General features: G+C 66.4%; 24 protein-coding genes and 1 pseudogene. 12 read left to right on the top strand and 13 right to left on the bottom strand.

Translation table 11 applies throughout. From position 1 onward, the window contains the following. From AB4Y79_RS20135 to tkt, 4 genes and pseudogenes are all read right to left on the bottom strand, one after another. Positions 1 to 462 (bottom strand): annotated as a pseudogene (locus tag AB4Y79_RS20135) (glucose-6-phosphate dehydrogenase); the annotation flags it as partial. 15 nt (positions 463 to 477) lie between these two features. Then, positions 478 to 2,109, bottom strand: coding sequence for a glucose-6-phosphate isomerase (locus AB4Y79_RS20130; protein WP_441865680.1), 1,632 nt, complete (start codon positions 2,107 to 2,109; stop codon positions 478 to 480). Positions 2,110 to 2,115: 6 nt separating this feature from the next. Then, positions 2,116 to 3,231 carry a transaldolase gene (gene tal / locus AB4Y79_RS20125; protein WP_441865677.1) on the bottom strand — a complete coding sequence of 372 codons (1,116 nt, stop codon included), beginning with the start codon at positions 3,229 to 3,231 and terminating at the stop codon, positions 2,116 to 2,118. Positions 3,232 to 3,257: 26 nt separating this feature from the next. Continuing rightward, complete coding sequence (gene tkt, locus AB4Y79_RS20120) at positions 3,258 to 5,375, bottom strand: transketolase (RefSeq protein WP_441865683.1); 2,118 nt, start codon at positions 5,373 to 5,375, stop codon at positions 3,258 to 3,260. Positions 5,376 to 5,890: 515 nt separating this feature from the next. Between tkt and AB4Y79_RS20115 the strand changes: the two genes are divergently transcribed. Next, on the top strand, positions 5,891 to 6,850 hold the full coding sequence (locus AB4Y79_RS20115; protein ID WP_441865674.1) for a heme o synthase: 960 nt from the start codon (positions 5,891 to 5,893) through the stop codon (positions 6,848 to 6,850). 212 nt (positions 6,851 to 7,062) lie between these two features. Further along, the gene (locus tag AB4Y79_RS20110) at positions 7,063 to 9,330 is read left to right on the top strand and encodes a SulP family inorganic anion transporter (RefSeq protein ID WP_441865671.1); all 2,268 of its coding nucleotides are present in this window, start codon (positions 7,063 to 7,065) and stop codon (positions 9,328 to 9,330) included. An 88-nt stretch (positions 9,331 to 9,418) separates the two neighbouring features. Here the strand turns inward: AB4Y79_RS20110 and AB4Y79_RS20105 are convergent, their stop codons facing one another. The 3 genes from AB4Y79_RS20105 to AB4Y79_RS20095 are packed head-to-tail and all read right to left on the bottom strand — an operon-like array spanning position 9,419 to position 12,103. Further along, the gene (locus AB4Y79_RS20105; protein ID WP_441865669.1) at positions 9,419 to 10,363 is read right to left on the bottom strand and encodes a COX15/CtaA family protein; all 945 of its coding nucleotides are present in this window, start codon (positions 10,361 to 10,363) and stop codon (positions 9,419 to 9,421) included. Positions 10,364 to 10,370: 7 nt separating this feature from the next. Next, positions 10,371 to 11,138, bottom strand: coding sequence for an ABC transporter permease (locus AB4Y79_RS20100; protein ID WP_308931012.1), 768 nt, complete (start codon positions 11,136 to 11,138; stop codon positions 10,371 to 10,373). Continuing rightward, a complete protein-coding gene (locus AB4Y79_RS20095; protein ID WP_441865665.1) occupies positions 11,135 to 12,103 on the bottom strand; it encodes an ABC transporter ATP-binding protein in 969 nt (322 codons plus the stop codon). Before AB4Y79_RS20095 ends, AB4Y79_RS20100 begins: the two co-directional genes overlap by 4 nt. Before the next feature lie 154 nt (positions 12,104 to 12,257). Between AB4Y79_RS20095 and AB4Y79_RS20090 the strand changes: the two genes are divergently transcribed. Genes AB4Y79_RS20090 through AB4Y79_RS20065 form a run of 6 tightly spaced genes read left to right on the top strand, consistent with a single transcriptional unit; the run spans position 12,258 to position 17,311 of the window. Beyond that, positions 12,258 to 13,049 (top strand): helix-turn-helix transcriptional regulator, encoded by a 792-nt coding sequence (locus tag AB4Y79_RS20090; RefSeq protein ID WP_441865662.1) that lies wholly within the window; start codon positions 12,258 to 12,260, stop codon positions 13,047 to 13,049. After that, the gene (gene sufB / locus AB4Y79_RS20085) at positions 13,049 to 14,512 is read left to right on the top strand and encodes a Fe-S cluster assembly protein SufB (protein ID WP_441865659.1); all 1,464 of its coding nucleotides are present in this window, start codon (positions 13,049 to 13,051) and stop codon (positions 14,510 to 14,512) included. The genes AB4Y79_RS20090 and sufB overlap by 1 nt, the downstream gene beginning before the upstream one ends. After that, entirely contained in the window at positions 14,512 to 15,753 is a 1,242-nt protein-coding gene (gene sufD, locus AB4Y79_RS20080) for a Fe-S cluster assembly protein SufD (RefSeq protein ID WP_441865656.1), read from the top strand. The genes sufB and sufD overlap by 1 nt, the downstream gene beginning before the upstream one ends. Positions 15,754 to 15,772: 19 nt before the next feature. Continuing rightward, entirely contained in the window at positions 15,773 to 16,129 is a 357-nt protein-coding gene (locus AB4Y79_RS20075) for a non-heme iron oxygenase ferredoxin subunit (RefSeq protein ID WP_441865653.1), read from the top strand. A gap of 42 nt (positions 16,130 to 16,171) precedes the next feature. Continuing rightward, positions 16,172 to 16,966 carry a Fe-S cluster assembly ATPase SufC gene (gene sufC, locus AB4Y79_RS20070; protein ID WP_441865650.1) on the top strand — a complete coding sequence of 265 codons (795 nt, stop codon included), beginning with the start codon at positions 16,172 to 16,174 and terminating at the stop codon, positions 16,964 to 16,966. Positions 16,967 to 16,978: 12 nt separating this feature from the next. Beyond that, on the top strand, positions 16,979 to 17,311 hold the full coding sequence (locus tag AB4Y79_RS20065; RefSeq protein WP_018761278.1) for a metal-sulfur cluster assembly factor: 333 nt from the start codon (positions 16,979 to 16,981) through the stop codon (positions 17,309 to 17,311). A gap of 176 nt (positions 17,312 to 17,487) precedes the next feature. Here the strand turns inward: AB4Y79_RS20065 and ypfJ are convergent, their stop codons facing one another. Continuing rightward, on the bottom strand, positions 17,488 to 18,369 hold the full coding sequence (gene ypfJ, locus AB4Y79_RS20060) for a KPN_02809 family neutral zinc metallopeptidase (protein ID WP_441865647.1): 882 nt from the start codon (positions 18,367 to 18,369) through the stop codon (positions 17,488 to 17,490). 58 nt (positions 18,370 to 18,427) lie between these two features. Between ypfJ and AB4Y79_RS20055 the strand changes: the two genes are divergently transcribed. Together AB4Y79_RS20055 and AB4Y79_RS20050 are read left to right on the top strand one after the other, a co-directional pair. After that, positions 18,428 to 19,834, top strand: a complete 1,407-nt coding sequence (locus AB4Y79_RS20055) for a class I adenylate-forming enzyme family protein (protein WP_441865644.1) — start codon at positions 18,428 to 18,430, stop codon at positions 19,832 to 19,834. After that, entirely contained in the window at positions 19,824 to 21,008 is a 1,185-nt protein-coding gene (locus tag AB4Y79_RS20050; protein ID WP_441865641.1) for a thiolase family protein, read from the top strand. Before AB4Y79_RS20055 ends, AB4Y79_RS20050 begins: the two co-directional genes overlap by 11 nt. 21 nt (positions 21,009 to 21,029) lie before the next feature. On the opposite strand, the gene AB4Y79_RS20045 is transcribed toward AB4Y79_RS20050, so the two are convergent. From AB4Y79_RS20045 to AB4Y79_RS20030, 4 genes are all read right to left on the bottom strand, one after another. Then, positions 21,030 to 21,653 carry an energy-coupling factor transporter transmembrane component T family protein gene (locus AB4Y79_RS20045; protein WP_441865638.1) on the bottom strand — a complete coding sequence of 208 codons (624 nt, stop codon included), beginning with the start codon at positions 21,651 to 21,653 and terminating at the stop codon, positions 21,030 to 21,032. Then, a complete protein-coding gene (locus tag AB4Y79_RS20040; protein ID WP_441865635.1) occupies positions 21,650 to 22,381 on the bottom strand; it encodes an energy-coupling factor ABC transporter ATP-binding protein in 732 nt (243 codons plus the stop codon). Before AB4Y79_RS20040 ends, AB4Y79_RS20045 begins: the two co-directional genes overlap by 4 nt. An 11-nt stretch (positions 22,382 to 22,392) precedes the next feature. Further along, positions 22,393 to 23,037: a biotin transporter BioY gene (locus AB4Y79_RS20035; RefSeq protein WP_441865632.1), complete on the bottom strand. Its 645-nt coding sequence runs from the start codon at positions 23,035 to 23,037 to the stop codon at positions 22,393 to 22,395. Positions 23,038 to 23,170: 133 nt separating this feature from the next. Further along, a complete protein-coding gene (locus tag AB4Y79_RS20030; RefSeq protein WP_441865629.1) occupies positions 23,171 to 23,671 on the bottom strand; it encodes a MarR family winged helix-turn-helix transcriptional regulator in 501 nt (166 codons plus the stop codon). Between the two features lie 91 nt (positions 23,672 to 23,762). Here AB4Y79_RS20030 and AB4Y79_RS20025 point away from each other — a divergent pair, with 91 nt between their 5' ends. Next, positions 23,763 to 24,695 (top strand): NADP-dependent oxidoreductase, encoded by a 933-nt coding sequence (locus AB4Y79_RS20025; protein WP_441865626.1) that lies wholly within the window; start codon positions 23,763 to 23,765, stop codon positions 24,693 to 24,695. Between the two features lie 80 nt (positions 24,696 to 24,775). Here the strand turns inward: AB4Y79_RS20025 and AB4Y79_RS20020 are convergent, their stop codons facing one another. After that, the gene (locus AB4Y79_RS20020) at positions 24,776 to 24,937 is read right to left on the bottom strand and encodes a hypothetical protein (RefSeq protein WP_441865624.1); all 162 of its coding nucleotides are present in this window, start codon (positions 24,935 to 24,937) and stop codon (positions 24,776 to 24,778) included. A gap of 292 nt (positions 24,938 to 25,229) precedes the next feature. Here AB4Y79_RS20020 and AB4Y79_RS20015 point away from each other — a divergent pair, with 292 nt between their 5' ends. Continuing rightward, positions 25,230 to 25,805, top strand: coding sequence for a dihydrofolate reductase family protein (locus AB4Y79_RS20015; protein ID WP_441865622.1), 576 nt, complete (start codon positions 25,230 to 25,232; stop codon positions 25,803 to 25,805). Positions 25,806 to 26,093 lie beyond the last annotated feature (288 nt).

Genomic DNA, 26,093 nt, shown 5'->3' with positions numbered 1-26,093 from the left:
CTCGAACGCCTTCGGCGGGATGGACAGGTAGAACGCGTGGTTCCCCCGGGTACCCCGGACGTCGTCGAGCTCCTTGATCGTCTCGCCAAGACGCTCAAACGCCGCATCGTCGTCGAACTCACCCTGCACAAACCGGATACCCTCGGACAGCTGATTCCACACCGCCTCATCAAACGGGGTACGCGCATGCTCCTGCACGGAGGCCTTCACCTCGGCGGCGAAATCCTCCTTGTCCCACTCACGCCGGGCGAAACCGACCAACGCGAAGCTCGGCGGCAACAACCCACGATTCGCCAGGTCATACACCGCCGGCATCAACTTCTTCCGGGCCAAATCACCCGTCACCCCAAACAACACAAGCGACGACGGACCCGCAATCCGGTTCAAACGGCGGTCACGCGGATCCCGCAACGGATTACGCCCGCGGCCCGCACCCTTCCTGCCGTATTCAGTTTCTGGCATGGTTGGTTCTGCGCCTTAGCTCTCGGTTGCGGATGCGCGGGTGGACAGGGCAGCGACAAGGTCCTGCAGCTGCGCCACGCCGGCGGCACGGTCGGTGAGGTGGAGGCGCAGCACGGGTCGGCCGTGCTGGCCCAGGACCTGGGCGTCGCCTGCAGCCTGGGCGGCAATGAGCTCACCGAAGCTGAACGGCCGGTCCGGGATCGCGAGGTCCTCTGCCGCAGCAGCGGTGACCTGCAGGAACACGCCGATTGCGGGGCCGCCCTTGTGGAACTGCCCGGTGGAGTGCAGGAAACGCGGGCCCCAGCCGAATGTCACCGGACGGCCGGTAGCCGCAGCGAGGTCGTCACGGATTCCCTCGAGCCCGGCAAAGGCCAGACGGTCGAAGTATGCCTGGACGCTCAGGTAGCTGTCGGCAGCCAACGTGCCAAGGAGTGCCTTGACGGCGTCCCCGGCCGTGGTGGCGTCGCCGAGCCAGTCGCCACCGCGGACCTCGATTGCGCCGTCCACGAAAGCGGCGGGCGTCGGCTCCGGCTGGGCGTCCAGCAGACCGCGCGCTGCAACCTTGGCGGCCTCCACATCCGGCTGGTCGAAGGGGTTGATGCCCAGCAGCCGGCCTGCAACGGCGGTGGCGAACTCCCACACCATCATCTGGGTGGCGAGGCCGCCGGCGATGGCCACCTGGTTACCGCCAAGTTCGACGTCGGCATCCGCGGCTACGAGCCGTACCACCAGGACGTCGGGAGCGCCGGAGCTGACCTCGGGTGCGTTGGGGCCCGCCACGACGGGCAGGATGCCCGTACCCAGCTTGCCCGTCGATTCAGCGATGAGCTGCTCGGCCCAGTCGGCGAAGCCGACGATGCCGGAGCCGTCCTCGGCAATGACGACCTTGTTGCGCAGCGGGCTGGTTCCGCCCAGGGCCGCGCCCAGGGCAAGTCCGATGTTTTCGGGGGCGTCGTCGTTGAGGACTTCGGCCGCTTCCTCGGCCTCGTCCAGGAAACCCTGGATATCCACGCCGGCCAGGCCGGAAGGCACCAGACCGAACGCCGTCAATGCCGAGTAGCGGCCGCCGACGTTGGGGTCGGCATTGAACACTGCGCGGTACCCGGTTTCGCGGGACGACTTGTCCAGCGGGGAACCGGGGTCCGTCACGATGATGATCCGGCTCTTGGCGTCCAGGCCGGCCTCGGTGAAGGCCTGCTCGAAGATGCGGCGTTGCGAGTCGGTTTCCAGGGTGGAGCCGGACTTGGACGAGACCACGATTGCGGTCTCGGCCAGCCGGTCCTCAAGGGCAGCCCGGACCTGGTCGGGGTCCGTGCTGTCCAGCACCGTCAGCTCGACGCCGGCCGTGCCGGCGATGACCTCGGGGGCCAGCGAGGATCCGCCCATGCCGCAAAGGACGATCCGGGTGACACCCTCGGCGCGCAGGGCGTCGCGGAGTTCCAGGATGTCCTTGACCAAGGGCTGTGAAACGGTGGCCGCCTCCACCCAGCCGAGGCGGATGGCCGACTCGGACTCGGCGTCAGGACCCCACAAGGTGTGGTCTTTCGCGAAGATCCGGGTGGCGATCCGGTCCTCGACCAGGGCGGGAAGGTGCTGTTCCAGGGCCTGCTGCGCAGCGCCGGTGGCGTCGAAGCTGAGTGTGCTCATTGTGTGTTAGGAAGCCTTCCGTGCAGCGGCGAGGGCACCTTCGACGTCGGCCAGCAGTTCCTTCCAGCTGGACACGAACTTGTCCAGGCCTTCGGTCTCAAGGAGCGCGACGACGTCGTTGTAGGAGATGCCGAGTTTTTCCAGGGCGTCGAGGGTTGCGTTTGCTTCGGCGTAGGTGCCGGTGACGGTATCGCCGGTGACCACGCCGTGGTCGAAGGTGGCATCCAGCGTCTTTTCCGGCATGGTGTTGACGACGCCGGGGGCAACGAGCTCGGTGACGTAAAGGGTGTCCGGGTAGGCCGGGTCCTTCACACCGGTCGAGGCCCACAGCGGACGCTGTGGGAGGGCCCCGGCGTCGGCAAGCAGTGCCCAGCGTTCGGTGGAGAAGAGTTCTTCGTAGACCTGGTAGGCCAGGCGGGCGTTGGCAACGCCGGCCTTGCCCTTGAGGGCCTTGGCTTCCTCGGTGCCGATCTTGTCCAGGCGCTTGTCGATTTCGGTGTCCACGCGGGAGACGAAGAACGATGCCACGGAGTGGATCTTCGCGAGGTCGTGGCCGTTCTCCTTGGCCTGCTCCAGGCCGGACTGGAAGGCGTTGATGACCGCGCGGTAGCGCTCCAGCGAGAAGATCAGGGTCACGTTGACGCTGATGCCCTCGGCCAGTGTGGCGGTGATGGCTTCGAGGCCCTCAAGGGTTGCCGGGATCTTGATGTGCACGTTGTCCTTGTTGACCCGCTGGTACAGGTGCTTGGCCTCGGCGATGGTGCCTGCGGTGTCCCAGGCCAGGCGGGGGTCGACTTCGATGGACACTCGGCCGTCGACACCCTTGGTGGCCGCCGCCACGGGTGCGAAGAGGTCGCAGGCGTCGGCGACGTCGGTGGTGGTGATCTCGAAGATCGTATCCTCAACGCTGGCGCCGGCTGCGGCCTGGGCTGCGATGGTGGCGTCGTAGTCAGTGCCGGAGGTGATGGCGGCGTGGAAGATGGAGGGGTTGGTGGTCACGCCAACCACGTTCTTTTCCTCGATGAGCTTGCGGAGGGTGCCCGTTTCCAGGCGTCCGCGGGAAAGGTCGTCGAGCCAGATGGAGACTCCGGCGTCGGAGAGCTGCTGGGTGGGAGTAGTCATTTTGGTATCTCCTAAAAGATGAGGTTTTAGGCCTGGAGGCTGTTGAGGGAGTCCTTGGCGGCAGCGGCCACGGCTTCTGCGGTGATGCCGAACTCCTGGAAGAGGCGCTTGTAGTCTGCGGAGGCGCCGTAGTGCTCGAGGCTGATGGAATGGCCGGCGTCGCCGACGAATTCCCGCCAGCCCAGGGCCAGGCCGGCTTCCACCGAGACGCGCGCCTTGACGGTGGACGGCAGGACGGACTCGCGGTAGGCGGCGTCCTGCTTCTTGAACCACTCAACACACGGCATGGAGACAACGCGGGCCGCGATGCCGTCGGCCTGCAGGGCTTCGCGGGCCTGCACGGCGAGCTGGACCTCGGAACCGGTGGCAATGAGGATCACGTCGGCCGGTACGGTGGCGCCGTCCTTCGAAGCCTCAGCCAGGACGTAGCCGCCCTTTGCGACACCGGCGGTGGAAGCGAAGGTGTCGCCCTCGGCGTCGCCCGTACCGCGTTCCCACGTGGGGATGTTCTGGCGGGTCAGGACGATGCCTGCCGGGTTGGCGTGGTTTTCCAGCATGGTCTTCCAGGCGGCGGCAACTTCGTTGGCGTCGCCGGGGCGGACCACGTCCAGGCCCACGATGGCGCGCAGTGAGGCGAGCTGTTCCACCGGCTGGTGGGTGGGGCCGTCCTCGCCGAGGCCGATGGAGTCGTGCGTCCAGACGTACAGGGAAGGCACGCCCATCAGGGCGCCGAGGCGGATGGCGGGGCGCTGGTAGTCGCTGAAGATCAGGAAGGTGCCCGAGAACGCGCGGGTGTTTCCTGCCAGGCTGATGCCGTTCACGATCGATGCGGCGGCGTGCTCGCGGATGCCGAAGTGCAGCACCCGGCCGTAGGGGTTGCCGGACCAGGCACCGGTCTGCTTGGAGGCCGGCACGAAGGACGGCGAACCCTCGATGGTGGTGTTGTTGGACTCGGCAAGGTCGGCGGAGCCGCCCCAGAGCTCGGGCATAACCGGGCCCAGCGCGTTGAGGACCTTGCCGGAAGCCGCGCGGGTGGAAACGTCCTTGCCGGCAGGGAAGACCGGCAGGGCTGCGTCGAGGCCCTCGGGAAGTTCCTTGGCTTCGATGCGCTGCAGGAGGGCTGCACCTTCCGGATTGGCTGCCTGCCAGGCGTTGAAGGACTCTTCCCATTCCTTGTGTTCGGCAGCGCCGCGTTCCACCACGGAGCGGGCGTGCTCGAGCACTTCCTGGTCCACGTCGAAGGACTTGGCGGGGTCGAAGCCCAGTACTTCCTTCAGTGCCGCGACTTCCTCGGCGCCCAGGGCGGATCCGTGGATCTTGCCGGTGTTCTGCTTCTTGGGTGCCGGGTAGCCGATGATGGTGCGCAGCGAGATGATGGACGGCTTGGACGTCTCAGCCTTGGCGGCGAGCAGGGCCGAATAGAGCTCCTGGACGTCTTCCTTGTATTCGCCCGTGCGGGTCCAGTCCACGCGCTGCGTGTGCCAGCCATAGGCTTCGTAGCGCTTCAGGACATCCTCGGTGAACGCGATGTCGGTGTCGTCTTCGATCGAGATGTGGTTCTCGTCGTAAATCACCACGAGGTTTCCGAGCTCCTGGTGGCCGGCCAGCGAGGAGGCCTCGGAGGTGACGCCTTCCTGGAGGTCGCCGTCGGAGGCGATGACCCAGATGGTGTGGTCGAAGGGCGATTCGCCCGCGGGAGCGTCGGCGTCGAACAGGCCGCGCATCCGGCGCTGGGAGTAAGCGAAGCCCACGGAGGAGGCAAGGCCCTGGCCGAGCGGCCCGGTGGTGATTTCCACGCCGGCGGTGTGCTTGTACTCAGGGTGGCCCGGGGTGAGTGAACCCCAGGTGCGCAGTGCCTCCAGGTCCTTCAGTTCCAGCCCGTAGCCCGAGAGGAACAACTGGATGTAGAGCGTGAGGGAGGTGTGGCCGGGGGACAGGACGAAACGGTCGCGGCCGAGCCAGTGCGGATCACGCGGATCGTGGCGCATCAGCTTCTGGAAGAGAAGGTATGCGGCCGGGGCCAGGCTCATCGCCGTACCGGGGTGGCCGTTGCCCACCTTCTCTACGGCGTCTGCGGCCAGCACGCGGATGGTATCCACGGCGCGCTGGTCCAGGCTGGTCCATGACAGTTCTTGCTCTTCCAAATGTGGCACGAAAACCGGGCCCCTCTCTGTGCTGGTGGCAGTGGTACACCGGATCCGGCTAAGGGCGCGCTGTGTGGCGCCGCTTTGGTGTGTACCAGCCGTTCACCATCGAAACGTTGATCTTTGCATTCAGTCACGAACAGCAAACGGGAATGCGTTTTCCACCGCTTTCTTGCTGCGTGCTGATCTGGTGACAGCTTAGCTCTTATCCATAGTCCGGGCGGCCCAAATCTCACGTTTTGGACGCAATTTCCCCTTTTGTGAATGACTCCGGCGGAGGGCTGAGTTAATCTGCTCGAATGGGCCTGCGAGCGATCAACTGCGCATACGGCGGGCCCCGGGCGGGGGCGCCGGCGCGGTATGATATTCAGAGGCCAACACCGGTGGGCACCCAACGCCGCCCGGAGTTTCCCGGCTGATGCAGGTACATGGCAATTTCCTTCCGCCGTGCCGTGCCCGGGACCGGGCCGCACGACCAGAGCTGCACAGCCAGCCTCAACTGCCACACAGAACGGGTGACTGCCACCGTGAGCACAACTGATACGCCGCTAAACGCATCCCGGGCCTCCGGTGCCGGGTTTGCCCGCAAGGCAAAGGCGTATCTCGCCCTCACCAAGCCGCGTGTCATCGAGCTGCTCCTGGTGAGTACGCTGCCCACCATGATCTACGCCGAGCGGGGCTTCCCTTCCATTGGCCTGATCCTTGCCACGCTGGTGGGTGGCGCCTTCGCTGCCGGCAGTGCCGGGGCGTTCAACTGCTACATCGACCGGGACATTGACAAGCTGATGCACCGCACCGAGAACCGGCCGCTGGTGACCGGTGAGGTCACGCCCCGCGAAGCCCTGGTCTTCTCATGGCTGCTCGGTGCGGCCGCGATCGTGATCCTCTGGTTTGGAGCCAACCCGCTCTCCGCATGGCTTGGCCTCGGCGCCATCTTCTTCTATGTAGTCATCTACACCATGATCCTGAAGCGCCGCACCGCCCAGAACATTGTGTGGGGCGGCGCCGCAGGCTGCTTCCCGGTGCTGATTGCCTGGGCCGCGGTAACCAATTCGGTGGAGTGGCCCGCCATCATCCTCTTCATGGTGATCTTCCTGTGGACCCCGCCGCACTACTGGCCGCTCTCGATGCGCTACGGAGAGGACTACCGCAACGCCAATGTCCCCATGCTTGGCGCCATCGCCGGGGCCAAGGTGGTCTCTGTCCAGGTGGTCCTCTACGCGTGGGCCATGGTTGCCTGCTCGCTGCTGATGATTCCGGCGGGCGGCGCCGGCTGGGTCTACACGGTCACCGCGGTCCTGGCGGGCGCCTGGTTCCTCTATGAGTCCCATGCCCTGTATGCCCGCGCGCAGCGTGAAGACATTCCGGACAAGCGGGCCATGAAGGTGTTCCATGGTTCCATCAGCTACCTGACGCTGCTCTTCATCGCCCTGGCCGTGGACCCTTTCATCGGGCGTGCGGTGGCGGGCGGCTGACCGTCCAGCCCCACGAAGCCCCAGGCGGCCTCCACCTCAAGGTGGAGGCCGCCTTCTTTCTTCGCGCAGCAAACGTCGACAGGCAAACGCCCGTTTCGTTGCCTGGGCGAACCGTATGACATCTTTGTCATGTCTGTCACTTTAACTGTCATTGACCATGACGGCCTGCTTACGGTGGAGCGGACCCTTCCCGCAAGCAAAGGAAAAAGCCCATGGAAGCCCGTCCCTCAGCCGTCCCCGCGCCCAGCCACAGTCCACCGGGAGGAAACAGGAACCAAGGCCGGAACAGACTCCGCCTCCCGGGCTTGGCCTCCCATCTCAGCGCCGACATCCCCGCATCCCTGGTGGTGTTCCTCGTGGCACTCCCGCTCTCGCTCGGAATCGCGGCAGCATCCGGCGCACCGATCATGGCCGGACTCATCGCCGCCGCCGTCGGCGGCATAGTGGCCGGCAGCCTGGGCGGTTCACCGCTCCAGGTCAGTGGACCGGCAGCCGGGCTGACCGTCGTCGTGGCCGGCCTGGTGCAGGAGTTCGGCTGGCAGGTGACGTGCGCCATCACCGTGGCGGCCGGCGTCGTGCAATTGCTGCTGGGCATCAGCCGCGTCGGCCGGGCAGCCCTGGCCGTTTCCCCTGTGGTGGTGAAGGCCATGCTCGCAGGCATCGGCGTCACCATCATCCTGCAGCAGCTCCACGTGCTGCTGGGATCGCAGCCCGCGGGCTCTGCCCTTGAGAACCTCGCAGGACTGCCTGCGGCCATCACCAACCTGGAACTGCATGCGGCCCTGCTGGGACTGGCGGTCATCGTGATCCTGCTGTGCTGGCGGTTCCTTCCCCCCGTTGTCCGCCGGGTGCCAGGCCCTCTGGCAGCCGTTGCGGCGGGCACCGCGTTGGCGGTTGCCTTTGCCCCGGGGGTTGAACGGATCTCCCTCGACGGCTCGATCTTCGATGCCATTGCCTTGCCGCAGCTTCCCGCCGGAAACTGGCGCGCCTTCGCCTTCGCGGTCCTGACCATGGCCCTGATCGCCAGCATCGAATCCCTCCTGTCCGCGGTCGCCGTGGACAAGATGCACACCGGCCCCCGCACCAACCTCAACAAGGAACTCGTCGGCCAGGGCGCCGCAAACATCGTCTCGGGATCACTTGGCGGCCTTCCCGTCACGGGAGTCATCGTCCGCAGCGCCACAAACGTGGAAGCCGGCGCGGCCACGAGGGCATCCGCCGTACTGCACGGCATCTGGGTCCTTGCCTTCTCGGCGCTCTTCGCCGGGCTGATCCAGCTGATTCCGCTGGCCGTCCTTGCCGGCCTGCTGGTGGTCATCGGCGCGCGGCTGATCAAGGTGGCCGATATCCGCACCAGCCTGCGGACAGGTGACCTCCTGATCTATGCCGTGACCCTGGGCTCCGTCGTCTTCCTGAACCTGCTGGAGGGCGTCATGATCGGGCTTGCCCTGGCCGCCGCGTGCGTGCTGTGGCGGGTCCTGCGGGCCCCGATCCAATCCCACCCGCCGGCGGGGCCGTCCTCGCCCTGGCGGGTGACTGTTGCCGGATCCTGCAGTTTCTTCGCCCTCCCACGGTTGAACGGGACACTGCAGTCCATTCCCTCGGGCACGGACGTCATGGTGGAGTTGAATGCGGACTATGTGGACCATTCGTTCCGCGAAGCCCTGCTGGCCTGGCAGGTCCAGCACCAGGCCTCGGGCGGCACCGTGAACCTCGAGGAGCACGGAAATACCCTGTTCCGGGACGCGGCGCACCAATCGCCCCGGCGCAGCGGAGCCAGTGAGCTGCCGCTGCCGCCGCGAAAGGAATCCCTGCTGGAGGGCATCAATAAGTACCACCGCCGGTTCGCGGACCAGGTGCGTCCGCTGGTGCACGACCTGACCGAAGGCCAGAACCCGGACAGCCTGTTCGTGGCCTGCGTCGACTCCCGCGTCAACCCCAACCTGATCACCAGCAGCGGTCCGGGCGACCTCCTCACCCTGCGGAATATCGGCAACGTGGTCTGCAACCAGGGCCAGGATGCCTCGATCGACTCGGCGCTGTCCTTCGCCGTCAACGGCCTGGGTGTGCGGTCGCTCGTGATCTGCGGACACTCGAACTGCGGCGCCATGAAGGCGCTGGTTGCCGAGGCCGACGGCGGGGACAACAGTTCCCTGGGCCCGGCCTTTGGGCGTTGGCTGGGGCATGCGCGGCAAAGCCATGCCGAACTGTTGGCGGGCCACCCCGTGGGCAGGCAGGCCGCGGCCGCCGGTTACAACACGGTGGACCAGCTGGCGATGGTCAATGTGGCCGTGCAGCTGGGCAAGCTGCGGAACCATCCGTACGCGGGCCCGGCCCTTGCCGACCGGCGGGTCCAGGCAACGGGCCTGTTCTACGACATTGCCACCGCCCGGGTCCTGGAAGTGACTCCGGACGGCATAGCGGACCTTGATCCGGCGCTCGGATCCCGGTTGCAGGGCAGCGTCCTGGCCTCCCGGTAATTCCGGAACCGGCCTCAGGGCCCCGGAAAACGGGCAGGCGCCCCGGTCCTTTACGACCGGGGCGCCTGCTGCGTGGCGTGGCTTGCCGTTACTTGGCCGTGCTTGAGCGGGCGATGTCCCAGGCGTTCGTCGATGCGGCCATGAGCAGCGCCGCCCCGAGCATGTGGGCTGCCACCAGCAACGCGGGAATGCCGTTGTAGTACTGCGTGAAACCGATGACCGCCTGCAGCAGCGTCACTCCGAGGAGGGCCAGGACAGCAGTCCGGAACGGGCCGGTGATCCGGCGGCGGATGACCAGGACGAGCGCCACCACGGTGCCGGCAGTTACCAGGTAGGCGGGCACAGCATGGATGTGCGAAACGAGGTCCCAGTCGAGGTTGTTGCGGGGCGCATCGGCGTCGCCGGCGTGCGGCCCGGCTCCGGTGACCACGACGCCGAGCATGACGGCCACGGCCGAGAAGAGGGCGACGGCGGCCGTCACCGGTCGCAGGACGGCGGGCAGGGCAGCGGGCGGGGTCGCCGGGAAACGGCCCGTGCGGCCGAAGGCGCGGTTCACCAGCAGGGTGGAGAACACCACCAGGGCCATCGAGACCAGGAAGTGCAGCCCGACCACCCACGGGTTGAGGTTGGTCAGGACGGTGATGCCGCCGATCACTGCCTGGGCCGGGATGCTGGCCAGCAGGCCCAGGGCCAGCAGGAAGAGGTCTTTGCGTTCCTTCCGCAGGTTCCACAGGTAGACCAGCAACAGCACGGCAACGGCGGCCAGGACAAACGTCAGGAGCCTGTTGCCGAACTCGATGAAACCGTGAATTCCCATTTCCGGGGTGTTCACCAGCGAATCAGAGGTGCAGCGGGGCCACGTGGGGCAGCCAAGTCCGGACGCCGTCAGCCGGACGGCGCCGCCGGTGACCACCAGGAGCGTCTGACCGATCAGCGAGGCGACGGCGAGGCGGCGGACGCGGACGTCCACGGCGCGGGGGAGCCGGGACGCCAGGCGGCTGGCGAACTGCGGGAGGCGTGAAGCCGTGGTCACGATTATCTCAATTCCACTTGAACCAACGGATGGCTGCGGCACCGGCGATGACCGTCCAGAGCAGCAGGATGAGGGCGGCGCCGCCATTGACGGCTCCGCCCAGGAATGCGGCGCGCATGGACTCGCCGAGTGCGCCGGATGGCAGGAAGTGAATGACGGCCTGCGCTGCGGCAGGCAGCCGTTCGGCCGGGATGACGATGCCGCCCATGGCGCCCAGGAGGATCCACAGCAGGTTGGTGATGGCCAGGGTTGCTTCCGGCCGCACGGTGCCGGCCACCAGCAGCCCCAGGGACGTGAAGGCCGCCGCACCCAGCGCGAGCAGTCCCAGGCCGGGAAGCCAGCCCGCCGCCGTCGGCTGCCAGCCCAGTGCCAGCGCCACCAGGCCCACCACAACCACCTGCAGGCACAGGACCACGAGGACCGAGAGCACCTTCCCGGCGATCAGGCCGCCGCGGCCCAGCGGCGTGGTGGACAGGAACCGCAGCACCCCGTAACGGCGGTCGAACCCGGTGGCGATGCCCTGGCCGGTGAATGCGGTGGACATGGCACAGAGGGCAAGGATGCCGGGAACCGCGACGTTGACGCGGCTGGAACCCATCCCGTCAAGGAAAGGGGTCACCGTCAGGCCGACCAGGGCCAGCAGCGGAAGCACCACCGCCAGGATCAACTGCTCGCCGTTCCGGAGCATCGTCAGTGCCTCGTACTTGCCCTGCAGCAGGACACGGCGCAGCAGGGGGGCGGGCTGCTGCTGGTCCTGCAGTGCTGCGGCACTCATCGGATGTCCTTTCCCGAAATGTCCAAAAAGACGTCTTCAAGGCTACGCGCCTGAAGGCTCATCGATGCCGGCATGATGCCCTTCGCGTCCCACCATTGGGCCAAGGCGGCAAGATGGCGCGGCGTCAGGGCGCCGGTCACGGTGTAACTGCCGGCGCGGGCTTCGGAAACGTCGACGCCGGCCGGCAGGACGGCGGCCACGTCAAGGCCGGCGGGGGCCTCGAACACCAGCGTCCGGATGTGCTCGGCGCCCTGGTCCGCCACCGGGCTGCGCTGCAGCAGTTCCTGGACCGTGCCCTCCGCAACGTTGCGGCCGCCGTCGATGATGTAGACGTAGTCGGCAAGCCGCTGGGCGTCGTCCATCAGGTGCGTTGTGAGGATGATGCCCATACCGCCGTCCCGGAGTTCGGCAATCAGGTCAAACACCAGTTGCCGGGACTGGGGGTCCAGGCCGGCACTTGGCTCGTCAAGGAACAGTACTTCGGGCCGGCCGATCAGGGCGGCGGCAAGGGCCAGCCGCTGTTTCTGGCCGCCGGACAGCCTGCGGACGCTGGTCCGGCTGAAGGTATCAATGCCCAGCCGGCCCACCAGGTCCTCAAGCGGCCAGGGGTTGGCGTACAGGCCGGCGATATGGCGCAGCAGCGGCAGGGGCCTTGCCGACGGCGGGAGCCCGCCGTCCTGGAGCATGACACCAACGCGGGCACGCAGGCCGGCGACGGCCGTCGCCGGGTCCTGGTCCAGCAGCGAGATACTGCCGCCGCTGCGCTTTTGCAGGCCCTGGGCGCATTCGAGCGTGGTTGTCTTGCCGGCACCGTTGGCGCCCAGCAACGCGGTCACTTCTCCCCGCTCGGCAATGAGTGAAACGCCGCTCACAACCCGGAGCATCTTTCCGTCCAGGCTGGACAGGGGGCCGACGTCCTTGATGAGCCCATTAATGGACAGGACAGGGGACTTTGGGGATCGCACCACAGTATTCTACGGGATGTAGTATTCAGTGCAGTCCCGGCCGGCGGCGCCGCCGGACTGTGGTGGCTGCGGTCATATTCGGCGTGGACCCAAGGTCAGCCTGCCCTTACTGGAGTCACGGACTAAATTACGACATGATTGTGTTGTGTATTCCATGACCAACGCTACTGCCGTGCCCGTGGCCGGGCCGGGTCCTGTGGCTGATGCCGACGAGCGGACCCGGGACCGGGTCCTCGCTGCCGTCCTGGAACACGGACCTGTCAGTGCGGCCGAACTCGGAGACTTCCTGGGCTTCACCCCGGCAGCTGTCCGGCGCCACCTGGACCACCTTTCGCGTGCAGGCGTCATCGAGGTCAAGCGGGTTGCCAAGCCCGGCGCGGGTGCCGGCCGTCCCGCCCGCCGCTATGTCCTGAGCTCACAGGGCCAGTCGAGCCTGGGCAACGACTACCTGGACATTGCTGCCCTGGCCCTCCAGCAGTTGCAGAAGGTTGCCGGTCCGGACGCGGTCCGGGCCTTCGCGGAGGAGCGCTTCGCGGATATGGAACGGCGCTACGCGCCCGAAATCGAGCAGGCCGGCCCGGACATCCGGGACCGGGCAACTGCTCTTTCGGCCGCACTGAGCCGCGACAACTTCGTAGCCTCCGCCGCTGCCATCGAAGCAAAGGCGCCGCTGCCCGCGGCTCTCTCCAGCGTCCAACTCTGCCAAGGCCATTGCCCCATCCAGCAGCTCGCTGCCCGCTTCCCCGTCTTCTGCGACGTCGAAACCGAAGTTTTCTCACGACTGGTGGGAGTGGACGTACGCCGCCTCTCCACCCTGGCCCGCGGCGGCCACGTCTGCACCACCCACATTCCTACAGGCAGGCTGCCTGCCAAACCGGCCACCGTGCCGGACGCAGCCCCCGCCGGCCTGGACGAAGTAATCAACCATCAGCAAGAAAGGCCGTGATGACGGACCAACTATCAGAGAAAGCAGTAGCCGAAAACACTGTGATCTCGGAGATTCTGGAAAAGAATCCCGAGCTCCACGGCATCGGCAACTACGAGTATGGCTGGGCTGACAAGAACGATGTCGGCGCCAATGCACGCCGTGGGCTCAGCGAAGAGGTAGTCCGGGACATTTCGGCGAAGAAGAGTGAGCCGGAATGGATGCTTGACCTGCGCCTCAAGGGCCTGAAGTACTTCGACCGCAAGCCCATGCCCACTTGGGGTGCGGACCTGTCGGGCATCGACTTCGACAACATCAAGTACTTCGTGCGCTCCACCGAGAAGCAGGCTGCCACCTGGGATGACCTGCCCGAGGACATCAAGAACACGTACGACAAGCTGGGCATTCCCGAGGCCGAAAAGCAGCGCCTTGTGTCCGGTGTCGCCGCCCAGTACGAGTCCGAGGTGGTCTACCACCAGCTGCGCGAGGATCTTGAGCGGCAGGGCGTCATCTTCCTGGACACCGACACCGCCCTGAAGGAACACCCGGAGATCTTCCAGGAGTACTTCGGAACCGTCATCCCGGTGGGCGACAACAAGTTCGCTTCGCTGAACACCTCAGTCTGGTCGGGCGGCTCCTTCGTGTACGTGCCCAAGGGTGTCCACGTGGAAATCCCGCTGCAGGCATACTTCCGCATCAACACGGAAAACATGGGCCAGTTCGAGCGCACCCTGATCATCGCCGACGAGGACTCCTACGTCCACTACATCGAAGGCTGCACCGCGCCGATCTACACCTCGGACTCGCTGCACTCCGCCGTCGTGGAGATCATCGTCAAGAAGGGCGCCCGCGTCCGCTACACCACCATCCAGAACTGGTCCAACAACGTCTACAACCTGGTGACCAAGCGCGCCATCTGCGAAGCGGGCGCCACCATGGAATGGATCGATGGCAACATCGGCTCCAAGGTCACCATGAAGTACCCGGCCGTTTACCTGGTGGGCGAGCACGCCACGGGCGAGACCCTGTCCATTGCGTTCGCAGGCGAAGGCCAGCACCAGGACACCGGTTCGAAGATGGTGCACATCGCGCCGAACACCAAGAGCTCCATCATCTCCAAGTCAGTTGCCCGTGGTGGCGGCCGCGCCGCCTACCGCGGCCTGGTCCAGATCCGGGAAGGCGCAAAGCACTCGGCCAACACCGTGCGCTGCGACGCCCTCCTGGTGGACACTATCTCCCGTTCTGACACCTACCCGTACATCGACATCCGCGAGGACGATGTCCAGCTGGGACACGAGGCCACTGTCTCCCGCGTCAGCGAGGAGCAGCTGTTCTACCTCATGTCCCGCGGCATGCGCGAGGACGAGGCCATGGCCATGATCGTGCGCGGCTTCATTGAGCCGATCGCCCGCGAGCTGCCCATGGAATATGCCCTTGAGCTGAACCGCCTCATCGAACTCCAGATGGAAGGATCCGTCGGTTAATGACTGCCGAAGCTACTACTGAAAAGGCGCGCATCGGCGCACCGTCGATCGCCGGTTTCACCGAGGAGGGCGAACATCTCGTTGCCTCCAAGGTGGACCGCCACCACAGCCACGGCGTACAGGTCATGGCCTCCCGCGCGGAACGCCTCACCAGCCACAACGTGGCCGATTTCGCGTTGCCGAACGGCCGCGAAGAGGAATGGCGCTTCACCCCGGTCCGCGAACTGGCCAACCTGCTCTCCGACACGGCGGCTGAAGCCGGCGCCCTGGGCGTGTCCTTGGAGGCGCCCGAGGGCGTCCGCCAGGGAACCTTGCGCGCCGGTGAGGCTCCCCGCGGCGCCACGCTGGTCCCTGCCGACCGGGCCGCCGTCGTCGCCTCCGCCAACTCGGCGGAAGCCCAACTCATCTCGATCCCGGCCAACGCCGAGCTGGACGCCCCCGTCCGGCTGGTCCTGACCGGCAACGGGGCGGGACGGCGCACCAACTCCCACCACGTGATCGAGGCCGGGGCGAACAGCCGGGCCGTCGTGATCATCGAACACGACGGCTCAGCCGACCACACCGGCAACGTGGAAATCCTGGTCCGCGAGGGCGCCCACCTCACGGTCGTATCGCTGCAGCTGTGGGGTGACGACGCAAAGCACCTGGCCCAGCATGACGCCGAGGTTGCCAAGGACGCCGTCTACAAGCACATTGCCGTCTCCCTCGGCGGCAAGATCGTGCGGATGAACTCCAACGTCCGCTTCGCCGGTGAAGGTGCCGAGGCCGAACTCCTGGGCCTCTACTTCGCCGACGCAGGCCAGCACCTTGAGCACCGGTCGTTCGTGGACCACAACGTGCCCAACTGCAAGTCCAACGTCCTGTACAAGGGCGCGCTGCAGGGCAAGGGTGCGCACACGGTCTGGGTTGGCGACGTCCTGATCCAGAAGCAGGCCGAAGGCACCGACTCCTACGAGAAGAACCAGAACCTGGTCCTGACCGAGGGCTGCCGCGCGGATTCCGTTCCGAACCTCGAGATCGAAACCGGCCTGATCGAAGGCGCCGGGCACGCAAGTGCCACCGGCCGCTTCGACGATGAGCACCTGTTCTACCTGATGGCACGCGGCATCCCCGAGGACGTTGCCCGCCGCCTGGTGGTGCGCGGCTTCCTGAACGAGATCATCCAGCAGATCAAGGTTCCGGCCCTCGAAGAGCGCCTGACCGAGGCCGTGGAACGCGAACTCACCGCGATCGACTACTAGGACGGACAGGCACGAACGCATGAACGGGACTCCCAAGGGCGAGCTGGTGTGCAGCGCCAGCGACATCCAGGTCAAGCAGGCGCTGCGCATCCTGGTGGACGGCTATCCCGTGGCCGTGGTCCGGGACTCGATGGGCGACATCCACGCCATCGGCGATACATGCTCGCACGCGGACATTTCCCTGTCCGAAGGCGACGTGGAAGGCTGTGCCATCGAGTGCTGGGGGCACGGCTCCCAGTTCGACCTGCGCAGTGGCCAGCCCCTCCAGCTCCCTGCCTACGACCCCGTGCCGGTCTTCGCCATTGAACTTGACGGCGACGACGTCTACGTGGACGTCACCAACGTTTTGAACGGCGCGGCAGTAAACAACTACTGAGCGCCCGCAGCACCAGACTTACGAACGAAAAGAAAGAAGAGCATGTCAACTCTTGAGATCAAGGACCTGCACGTCAGCATTGAGACGGAGCAGGGCACCAAGGAGATCCTGAAGGGCGTCAGCCTGACCATCCGGACCGGCGAAACGCACGCCATCATGGGGCCCAACGGCTCCGGCAAGTCCACCCTGGCGTCCACCATCGCCGGCCACCCCCGCTACACCGTTACCAGCGGCACCATCACCCTGGATGGCGAAGACGTCCTGGCCATGAGTGTTGACGAGCGCGCCCGTGCCGGCGTCTTCCTGGCCATGCAGTACCCGGTGGAGGTTCCCGGCGTCACCATGACCAACTTCCTGCGGACCGCCAAGACCGCCATTGACGGCCAGGCGCCGGCCCTGCGCACCTGGACCAAGGACGTCAAGTCCGCCATGGAGAAGCTGCGCATCGACGCTGACTTCGCCCAGCGCAACGTCAACGAAGGTTTCTCCGGCGGCGAGAAGAAGCGGGTGGAGATCCTGCAGCTGGAACTCTTCAAGCCGAAGTTCGCCGTCCTGGACGAGACCGACTCGGGCCTGGACGTTGATGCGCTGAAGATCGTCTCGGAGGGCGTCAACCGCGCCCACGCCGAGGGCAACATGGGCACGCTGCTCATCACCCACTACACGCGCATCCTGCGCTACATCAAGCCTGACTTCGTGCACGTGTTCGTGGACGGCCAGGTCGTCGAGGAAGGCGGCCCCGAGCTCGCGGACCGCCTCGAGGAAGAGGGCTACGACCGTTACGCCACGGGCGCCGGTGCAGCCACCATCGCGGCTGCCGCCGCAGCACAGGCCTAGTAAGGACTTGTCATGACCGAAATCAAGCCGGGCCGTACGGCCCTGGAGGACGTCGAAGAGGCGCTCAAGGACGTCATCGACCCTGAGCTTGGCGTCAACGTGGTGGACCTGGGCCTGCTGTACGGCCTCAAGTACTCCGACGACGACGGTGCGCTGCTGATCGACATGACGCTTACCACCGCCGCCTGCCCGCTCACCGACGTGCTCGAGGAGCAAGTGGGACAGGCCCTGGACGGCGTTGTGGACGACTGGCGCCTGAACTGGGTATGGATGCCGCCATGGGGTCCCGAGCGGATCACCGATGACGGCAAGGACCAGATGCGGGCCCTCGGCTTCAACATCTGATCCCCACCGCAAAGTACGACGACGGCGGGTCACCTTCCTTGGGAAGGTGGCCCGCCGTCGTCGTCCCCACCGGCCCCCTAACCTCGCTTCGCTCGGCCAGGGAACCCTGCCCATCGGTTGCTCCGTACTTGTCGTTTTGGAGCTTCAAAACGACAACTACGGAGCAATGGATGCGGTTAGAGGGTGGCGGCGCTGAACGTATCGCACTGTTTGATGTCGCCGGACTGGTAGCCGCGGGCGAACCAGCGCTGGCGCTCCTCGCTGGAACCGTGCGTCCAGCCTTCGGGGGAGACCCGTCCCGTGGCGGCCTTCTGGATCCGGTCGTCACCCACGGACGCAGCAGCCGAGAGCGCATCGTTGACATCCTGCTGGGTGAGCGGTTCCAGGTAGGGTTGGCCGGTGGCCGGGTCAGGAGTACTGGATGCGTACTTGGCCCACAACCCTGCGTAGCAGTCAGCCTGCAGCTCCGTCCGGACGGAGCCGGACTCGGGTCCTTGGGGATCCTGCTGGGCGCGCCCCAGGTCGCCGAGCAGGTTCTGGACGTGGTGGCCAAACTCGTGTGCAACCACGTATTCCTGCGCCAGCGGACCGCCTGAAGAACCAAACCGGTCCACCAGTTCCTGGAAGAACCCGGGGTCGAAATACGCTGTGGTGTCAGTCGGGCAGTAGAAGGGACCCACCTCCGAGGTGGCGGCGCCGCATGCGGTATTGGTGCCGCCGCTGAAGATCACCGCTTCCGGCCGGGGGTACTGCACGTTGTACTTCTTGAGATAGCCGGGCCAGAAGGCGTTGAGGCTGTTGACCGTGCCGGTGATCCGGCAGTCCAGCCGGGCGTCCGCGTCCGCGCCGGTGGTGCAGGCGGGCGCGGTGCCCTGGGATTGCCCGGCGGAGCCGCCGTCGGTCAATCCGCCAAGGAGGTTCGGGTTGACGCCCAGCAGGAGCGCGATGAGCAGCACCAGGCCGCCGCCAATCCCGCCCCCAACCTTAACGCCTGTGCCCATGCCCCGCCGGTCCTGGACCTGGGACGGATCCAGCTGCGCGTTGTCGTTGAAACTCATAACGTCACATTACCCGCGGCCCGGGAGCTCAATCCGTCCAGGCCGGTAAAGTTGGTCCGTGCCATTCCTGAACAAGATCCAGCGCTGGGCGGAGCAACGGCCGCACCACACCGCCGTCGTGATCGCCGGGCGCCGGCTGGACTGGGCGGATCTGCGGGATGCTGCAGAGGCACTGGTGGCGGACACAAAGTCGGTGACCACCCTCTGCGAGGCCAATTCCGTTCATTTCGCGGTGCAGTTTGCGGCCGCGGTTGCCGGCAGCCGGCAGTGCGCGGTCCTCGATCCTTCCTGGCCTGCCGCCCTGCAGGAGGACATTGTCCGGCGGGTTGAGGCGTGCGCTGCTCCGGCTCAGGTTTCCCCGGACGACACCTTGACCGACGGGCCGCCGGACACCGAATTCCTGATTGGACTCACGTCGGGAACCACATCGGTCCCCAAGGCCTTCACCCGTTCGCGGCAGTCCTGGCAGCAGTCCTTTGACGCCTCCATCGAGTTCTTCGGCCTCCGCCAGGATGACGTCACGCTCGCCCCAGGCCCGCTGGCCGCGAGCCTGAACCTGTACGCCCTGGCCGAATGCCTTTACGCCGGTTCCGAGTTCCAAACGGTGGAGTCGTTCGACGTCGGCGACGTCCACGCAGCCATCACCCACGACCGGGTCACCCGCCTGGTGCTGGTGCCCACCATGCTGCGGATGCTCAGTGAACGCGGCATGACAGGGTGCGTTGACGCATCCGGGATCCGCACCATCATCTGCGCCGGCTCCAAACTCGATGCCAGGACCCTCGAAGCTGCCCGCCGCTGGGCGCCCAACGCGACGATCTACGAGTACTACGGCGCGTCCGAGCTGAGCTTCGTCTCCGGGCTCGGACTGGCAGCCGGGCAAGCCGCCACGCCGGGTGGAAGCGGAATTGGCCGGCCCTTTCCCGGCGTCGAGGTCACCATCCTGGATGACTCCGGTGCCGGTGTGCCGGACGGCGGCTACGGCAACATCTGTGTTCGCAGCCGCATGGTCAGCAACGGATACCTGTGGGGAGACGACGGCGAGGCCCTGCGCTCGTTTGGAAGCTGGTACACGGTGGGGGACCAAGGATATCTGGCGGACGGGGAGCTGCATATCCTGGGCCGGCGCGCGGACATGATCCTCACCGCCGGGCGGAACGTCTACCCGCACGAGGTTGAACTGGCGTTGGCCGCCGTTCCCGGGGTGGCGGCCGCGGTGGCTGCCGGCATGCCGGACGACTTGCGCGGCCAGCGCGTGGTGGCCGGTGTGGTCCCGTCCCATGGCGGGATCACCGCCACCCAACTGCGGACCGGGCTGGAGGACATCCTGTCCAGGGACAAGCGGCCGCTGCAGTACTACCTCCTCCCCGAACTCCCCACCACCGACCGGGGCAAGGTAAGCCGCAGCCTGCTGCTGGAGTGGATCAACGCCAGGGACCCAAGGGTGCGCACCCTTGGTGGCTGAACACCTCCCGGCGGAACGGCAGCCGGTCATCATCGCCGCGCTCCGGACACCGGTCTGCCGCATCAACGGCCCTTTGCGGACATTGCGCTCCCATGAACTCCTGGCGCCGGTCCTGCGGGAACTGGTCACCGGCGCCGCCCTTGATCCGTCCTCTGTTGACGACGTGATCATCGGCAACGCCGTGGGCGGCGGCGGAAACGTGGCCCGCCTGGCCCTGCTGGAGGCAGGCCTCCCGGTCACCGTTCCCGGGCTCACCGTGGACCGGCAGTGCGGTTCCGGGCTGGACGCCATCGTGCTCGCCGCCGGGCTGGTGGCCGGCGGCGGCAACCAGGTGTACCTGGCCGGGGGAGTGGAGAGCACCAGCACGGCGCCGTTGCGTGCGCACCGGACCGACGACGGCGTCCCGGAGTTCTACCGCCGCGCCCAGTTTGTGCCGCACACCTTTGGCGATCCGGACATGGGCGTGGCCGCCGAAACGGTGGCGCAGGAATACGGCGTGGGCCGGGACCGCCAGGATGCCTTCGCGCTGGGCAGCCACCGGAAAGCCCTCGCAGCGATGCGGAACGGGCTTTTCGACGGAGAAGTCGTCACGCTGCCCACCCCCACGGGGGCCGTCGCCATTGATGACGGACCGCGGGCCGGCCTCACCCCGGCGGTCATGGCACGGTTCCCTGCCGCCTTCGTCCCGGGGGGCACCGTCACCGCCGGAAACTCGTGCTTCGACGCGGACGCCGCAGCCGCCGTCGTCATGACCTCACTGCAGCGTGCACGCGAACTTGGCGCCAGTGACGCGCTGCTGGTCCGCGGTACCCACACCGCCGGCGTTGCTCCGGGGGTGCTGGGGATCGGTGCCGCGAGCGCTGCACGCCACGTACTGGCCGGTGCCGGCGTTACCGCCGGAGAGCTGGACCTGGTGGAATTCAACGAGGCGTTCGCCTCGCAGACTCTCGCATGCCTTGACGAGCTAGGGATCGATCCGGCGCGCGCGAACCTGGACGGCGGGGCGCTGGCCCTGGGGCACGCTTACGGCGCGTCCGGGGCCGTCCTGGTAACACGGTTGTTCTCGCAGGCCCGGAGGACGGGTATCCCCGGAACCCTGGCGATGGCGATGATCAGCATGGCGGGCGGGATGGGAACCGCCGCGCTCCTGGAGTACCGGCGCCTGGGCCGCTGACGGTTGTCATCGGGGGCTGCGTCAGTCCTCGGCTTCGCCCAGGCCGCGGGCGGCGAGCGCTTCGCCCGTTTGCCGGGCGTACGCCACTGAGGTGATGAAGACCGGCAGGATAAGGGCCCGGGGATTGCGTTCCAAACCCCTGGCCCGCGCGGAATCGCGTACGTCCGCGAACGTTCCCGCGATATACGGAATACTGCGCAGCATGATGCCAATGGTGAGGGCGAAGCGCTCAGGGTCGGCGCCGAACCGCTCGAAGGGGCGCGCCAATTGGACGACGCCGTCGAGCAGCTCCTGGACGGGGGTGGTGGCGGTCAGCAGGGACGCAGCGACGATGCACACCAGGATGTTCAGGACGATCCGCGCGCCGGTGGGCGCCCCCAGCTGCCACCCCTGGAAGAGCCCGACCACCAGGAGCACCGGGACCAAGGAGCGGACAGCACCCCAGAGCCTCTTCACTCCGGCGCCCGTCAGCAGGAAGAGTCCGCAAAGTACTGCCAGGACGGCAGCGGAGAGGCGCCAGTCCACGATAATGAAGGATGCCAGGCCGCAGGCAAGCACCAGCAGGAACTTCAAGGCCAGGGGTGACCGGTGGAGGAGCGAGGTGCCCGGCACATAGTTGGCCAGGAGGAAGCCGTGACCCCTCACGGGGTGTCCCGCGAGGCGGGTTTGAGCCCGTCCAGGCACCAGGAACGGTAGGCCGCCACGGCTGCGGCCGGGGCGCCGTCGAAGGCGACGCGACCCTGTTCGATGACCAGGACCCGGTCCATTTCCAGGGCCAGGTCAAGGTCGTGGGTGGACATGATGATCTGCTGGTCCAGGCCCGCCAGGGTCCTGCGGAGCAGTTCGCGGTTGCGCAGGTCCAGCAGGGTTGATGGCTCGTCCAGGACCAGGACGTGCGGGTCGACAGCCAGGACGGCGGCCAGGGCCATCAGCTGCCGTTCCCCGCCGGAGAGTTCGTAGATGCTTTGGTCTGCCAGTTTCAGGAGTCCCAGCCGCTCCAGGGCAGCCTCGGCCCGGCTGCGCCGCTCCGTGCCGTTTTTCACTGAACGGCGCAGCGACAGTTCCACGTCCTCCCTGCCGGTGGGCATGACCAGCTGGGACAGCGGGTCGGTGAAGACGAAGCCCACGTTCCGCCTGACTTTCCGGACGGCACGTACTGTGTCGTCGCCGTCGACCTCTACCGTGCCCGAGGTGGGCTGGACGAGCCCGTTGACCAGGCGCAACAGGGTGGACTTGCCGGAGCCGTTGGCACCAATGACGCCCACCCGTGCTTCATCCAGCCGGAGGCTGACCGCATCCAGGAGGATTTTGGGGTCCGGAGAATCCTCCTGTTCGACCGCAACGGTTACTTGGTCAAAAGTCACGGCAGGCATGGCGTGGGGTCCTAGGCCTTCCCGGCCGTGGCGGCCTGGCGTCGCACGCGGCGCACCAGGACGTCGGGGAAGGCGCGGTGCAGCGCGACGGCGATGGCCGCCGCAAGGATGTTCTTGATGATATCTCCGGGGTAGAAGATCAGGTCGCTCAGGAAGGCCTGCTCCAGGGTTGCCTTGGAATTCAGCGCGATGCCCAGGATGCCCAGGGTGTGGACCACCACAACGCTGGTGGCTGTGGCTGCGAGGAAGAACCAGACGGCGCGGGCTTTGGTGATGCGATTGATGACGATTGCTGCCAGCCATCCCACGACGCCCGCGGCGATGGGGAAGGCGATGATGTAACCGGCTGAGGGGCCGGCAAGGATGCCCAGGCCGCTGCGGCCCTGGCTGAAGATGGGCAGGCCGGCGAGCCCCAGGAGCGTGTAGAGCCCGACGGCGGCGAGTCCACGGCCAGGTCCCAGCACCAGGCCGGTGAGCATCACAGCCAAGGTCTGGAAGGTGATGGGGACGCCGAAGCCGTTCAGGGCCAGCCCCGGCACGAGTGCTGCGCCGGCTACGAGGGCGGCGAAGACGGCGATCAGGCCAAGGTCGGTGCCGTTCCAGCGGCGGCGCTCTGTCCGTTGGTTCTTCGTTGTGGTGGTCTCGGTGTTGCTCATGGCGGTCCTGTCGGGGTTGTACAAGCGGAATCTAATGTACCGCCGACGTTACCGGGGTGGAACGGAGCCCATTTTGTAGGGGATCCACTAAGCCTGGTCCCGGCTGCGTTGGGCTGGGCACAATGGGCCTTGTTTATGAAGCCTTCCGGCGGCGGGGTGCCGCTGAACGCGGCGGAGCCGCACGGAGATGGGCGGCGGCCTGGCCAAGGATGCGCGCGAGATCGTCCACATCATTGTCGGAAAGAGACGCGAACAGCAGGCTGTGTACGGCGTTGATATGGCCGGGGAACACTGCCGCGAGCACGGCGCGGCCGGCGTCGGTGAGTGTCAGGACGGTGCTGCGTTCGTCATCGGGTGAGGGGGAGCGGGCGACGAGCCCGCGCTGCTCCAACGAATGCGCCTGGTAGGTCAGTCCGCTGCGACTGTAGACCACACCGTCGGCGAGATCGGTCATGCGCCGCTGCCCGTCCGGGGCGTCTCCGAGGCGGGCCAGGAGCTGGAACTGGACGTAGCTGAGGTCACCGGCATCGCGGAGCTGTTTCTCCACTGCGTGGCGCAGCAGGCTGCTCACTTCCGTGAATGCGAAGTACGCACCGAGCTGTGTGGGGGTCAGGTCCGGGGGTGTTTCGGTCATGGTGCCATCCTAAAGGGTTGATTCAAGTTCGAAGCAATGCTATCTTAGGCTTATTGCTTCGAATTCGAAGCATCAGTTCAAGGAGAAGATCATGAAGGCAGTGCACTTTCACGAAGTAGGCGGCCCCGAAGTACTTCAGTTCGGCGAGGTCGAGCAGCCGGTGCCGGCGGCAGGGCAGGTTCGGCTGCGTGTGGCGGCGTCCGCGTTCAATGCGGCTGACAATGGAATGCGGGCAGGGTTCTTGCCGATCCCGGTGGTGCTGCCGCATGTGCCCGGTTACGACGTCTCCGGGATCATCGATGCTGTGGGCGGGGGAGTCGAGGGTGTTGTGGTCGGGGATCGGGTTATCGGGTTCCTGCCCATGGAGCAGGATGGCGGCGCGGCGGAGTATGTGATCGCTCCTGCGGATGCCGTTGTTGCCGCCCCCACGAGCATCCCGCTTGCTGATGCCGCAGCACTGCCATCGGTAGCGTTGACCGCCTGGCAGGCGCTTGTTGACGAAGGGCGGCTCGAAGCGGGGCAGCGGCTGCTCATTGTCGGGGCAGGCGGGGTGGTGGGCAAATACGCCATCCAGCTCGCGAAGCGCGCCGGGGTGGAGGTGGTGGCGACCGCGAGCCCGCGCAGTATCGACGCTGTCCGGGCTGCAGGTGCGGACGAGATCATCGACCATACCGGCGCCGACCTGCTGAGCGCCGTTGATGGGCAGGTCGACGTGCTGCTCAACCTCGCTCCGATCGAGCCGGGGCAATTTGCCGCGCTGGTTGCTCTCGTACGCGATGGCGGCGCGGTGGTCAGCACCACGGCCTTCATGCCGACGCCGGGCGACGAGAAGCGTGGTGTGCGTGCTGCCACCGTCTACGTCCGCCCCAACCGCGAACGCCTCACCGAACTGGTGTCCCTCGTCGACAACGGAAGACTCACCGTCGAAGTCACCCGACGCATCCCTCTCGCGGAATTGCCTGCCCTCCACGCCGAGGCCAGCGTTGGCCGCGTGCCCGGAAAGGTCGTCGTTCTTGCCGGTTGATCACATGGGGCGGGAATCGGTCACCTGTGCACGACTGCCGGACCATTTCCTTGCTCTCCCGCCTACAGGCAGGAGTGCTGCTAGTTCAGGCAACGGCGCGTCTCGTTCGTGTACCGGCGCGACGACGCCTCATGCTTCATTTCCCACCGCTCAACGGTTTCCTTGGCAGGTTCCATAAAAGGCAGCTGGTCTGGCTCGATGCGGAGCCCGCCGTAGTGCACCGCGGCTGGGAACGGCTTCATTGAGGACACCCAACATGTGCTTGGGCGCAGCGGAAACAGTCCTTGCCGCGGTAAAATCGGAATGCCCCCGTCACCGGCTGTTCCCCCCAGTTGGCCGGTGGCGGCAGGGCCTAAACTCCAGCGAACCTCCCCTATGACGTGGCCGAAGGCGCGAGCAGCAGGATGTTTGCACGACGCGAACGAGCACTTACGGCAATTCGGGCCCGGAAATGGTTCGCACCACAGGTTGCCGCGATGCTGCATCGGAGAGAGGATGAACGCTCGACCCGAAATTCACGAGAAGGAATCGACGATGCCCGAACTCCTCATCGACTTCATCACTTCGCTCGACGGCTACGCGGCGGCAGAGGGCTGGCCCGGCTGGTGGGGGCTTGAAGGGCCCGAATACCTGGCATGGCTCGGAGATGCCCCCGAAGCCGATTACACCGTGTTGATGGGGGCAAGGACCTACCGCGTCATGTCGGAATTCTCGGCTGCAGGTGAACCGGGTACGGAGCCCCTGGCGGGAATGTCGAAAATCGTCTTCTCGAAGACATTGCGCGAGCCTCTCGCGTGGGCGAACGCACAACTCGTCGCCCGGGACGCCGTTGAGGCCGTGCGGGAGATGAAGGCAACCGCGTCGAAGCCGATGCGTACCATTGGCAGCCTCTCCCTGTGCCGGTCGCTGTTGAAAGCTGGTCTCGTGGACCGCTTCCGTGTGGTCATCTTCCCAGTCATCACCGGGAGCACCGGCCGGGAGCGGATCTACGACGGCTACCCCGACGTTAGCCTCGACATGATCAGTAGCCGGACCTTCGATGGACGCATCCAGCTGCTTGAATACGTCCCGACCGTTCTATCCGGGCCGTCGAGTCCGGAGAGCCTCTGAATGCCTTCCCTCGCCTTCCCGCTTTCCTGCCACTTGGTCTACAGCGGGATCCTTCTCCGGGCGCTTGAAATCCCAGCCAATGGATTGAGCCGGATGGCTAATGCCTGACACTTGTGGAGCCCGTGATAGCGAAGAGGGCCGGAACTTTCGACACGCCGTCAGGTGGTGTTGCGCAACCTTCTGGTATATCGACGAAGGCCCAGGGACACTGCTCCTGCTGTTGCCGCTCCAATGGCTGTTATCGCCAAGGTAGTTACGGTGTTCCCTCGTGCCATCGATACGAGCATG

The sequence above is a fragment of the Pseudarthrobacter sp. YAF2 genome, from assembly GCF_052113345.1.
GTDB lineage: Bacteria > Actinomycetota > Actinomycetes > Actinomycetales > Micrococcaceae > Arthrobacter.
This window is presented reverse-complemented; position numbering and strand designations above follow the sequence as displayed.

Bases quoted from the DNA above. Each gene is read 5' to 3' on its own strand.
- AB4Y79_RS20130 (WP_441865680.1), bottom strand. From the start codon at position 2,109: ATGAGCACACTCAGCTTCGACGCCACCGGCGCTGCGCAGCAGGCCCTG.
- tal (WP_441865677.1), bottom strand. From the start codon at position 3,231: ATGACTACTCCCACCCAGCAGCTCTCCGACGCCGGAGTCTCCATCTGG.
- AB4Y79_RS20110 (WP_441865671.1), top strand. From the start codon at position 7,063: ATGGAAGCCCGTCCCTCAGCCGTCCCCGCGCCCAGCCACAGTCCACCG.
- AB4Y79_RS20100 (WP_308931012.1), bottom strand. From the start codon at position 11,138: ATGAGTGCCGCAGCACTGCAGGACCAGCAGCAGCCCGCCCCCCTGCTG.
- AB4Y79_RS20090 (WP_441865662.1), top strand. From the start codon at position 12,258: ATGACCAACGCTACTGCCGTGCCCGTGGCCGGGCCGGGTCCTGTGGCT.
- sufB (WP_441865659.1), top strand. From the start codon at position 13,049: ATGACGGACCAACTATCAGAGAAAGCAGTAGCCGAAAACACTGTGATC.
- sufD (WP_441865656.1), top strand. From the start codon at position 14,512: ATGACTGCCGAAGCTACTACTGAAAAGGCGCGCATCGGCGCACCGTCG.
- AB4Y79_RS20075 (WP_441865653.1), top strand. From the start codon at position 15,773: ATGAACGGGACTCCCAAGGGCGAGCTGGTGTGCAGCGCCAGCGACATC.
- sufC (WP_441865650.1), top strand. From the start codon at position 16,172: ATGTCAACTCTTGAGATCAAGGACCTGCACGTCAGCATTGAGACGGAG.
- AB4Y79_RS20065 (WP_018761278.1), top strand. From the start codon at position 16,979: ATGACCGAAATCAAGCCGGGCCGTACGGCCCTGGAGGACGTCGAAGAG.
- ypfJ (WP_441865647.1), bottom strand. From the start codon at position 18,369: ATGAGTTTCAACGACAACGCGCAGCTGGATCCGTCCCAGGTCCAGGAC.
- AB4Y79_RS20040 (WP_441865635.1), bottom strand. From the start codon at position 22,381: ATGCCTGCCGTGACTTTTGACCAAGTAACCGTTGCGGTCGAACAGGAG.
- AB4Y79_RS20035 (WP_441865632.1), bottom strand. From the start codon at position 23,037: ATGAGCAACACCGAGACCACCACAACGAAGAACCAACGGACAGAGCGC.
- AB4Y79_RS20030 (WP_441865629.1), bottom strand. From the start codon at position 23,671: ATGACCGAAACACCCCCGGACCTGACCCCCACACAGCTCGGTGCGTAC.
- AB4Y79_RS20025 (WP_441865626.1), top strand. From the start codon at position 23,763: ATGAAGGCAGTGCACTTTCACGAAGTAGGCGGCCCCGAAGTACTTCAG.
- AB4Y79_RS20020 (WP_441865624.1), bottom strand. From the start codon at position 24,937: ATGAAGCCGTTCCCAGCCGCGGTGCACTACGGCGGGCTCCGCATCGAG.
- AB4Y79_RS20015 (WP_441865622.1), top strand. From the start codon at position 25,230: ATGCCCGAACTCCTCATCGACTTCATCACTTCGCTCGACGGCTACGCG.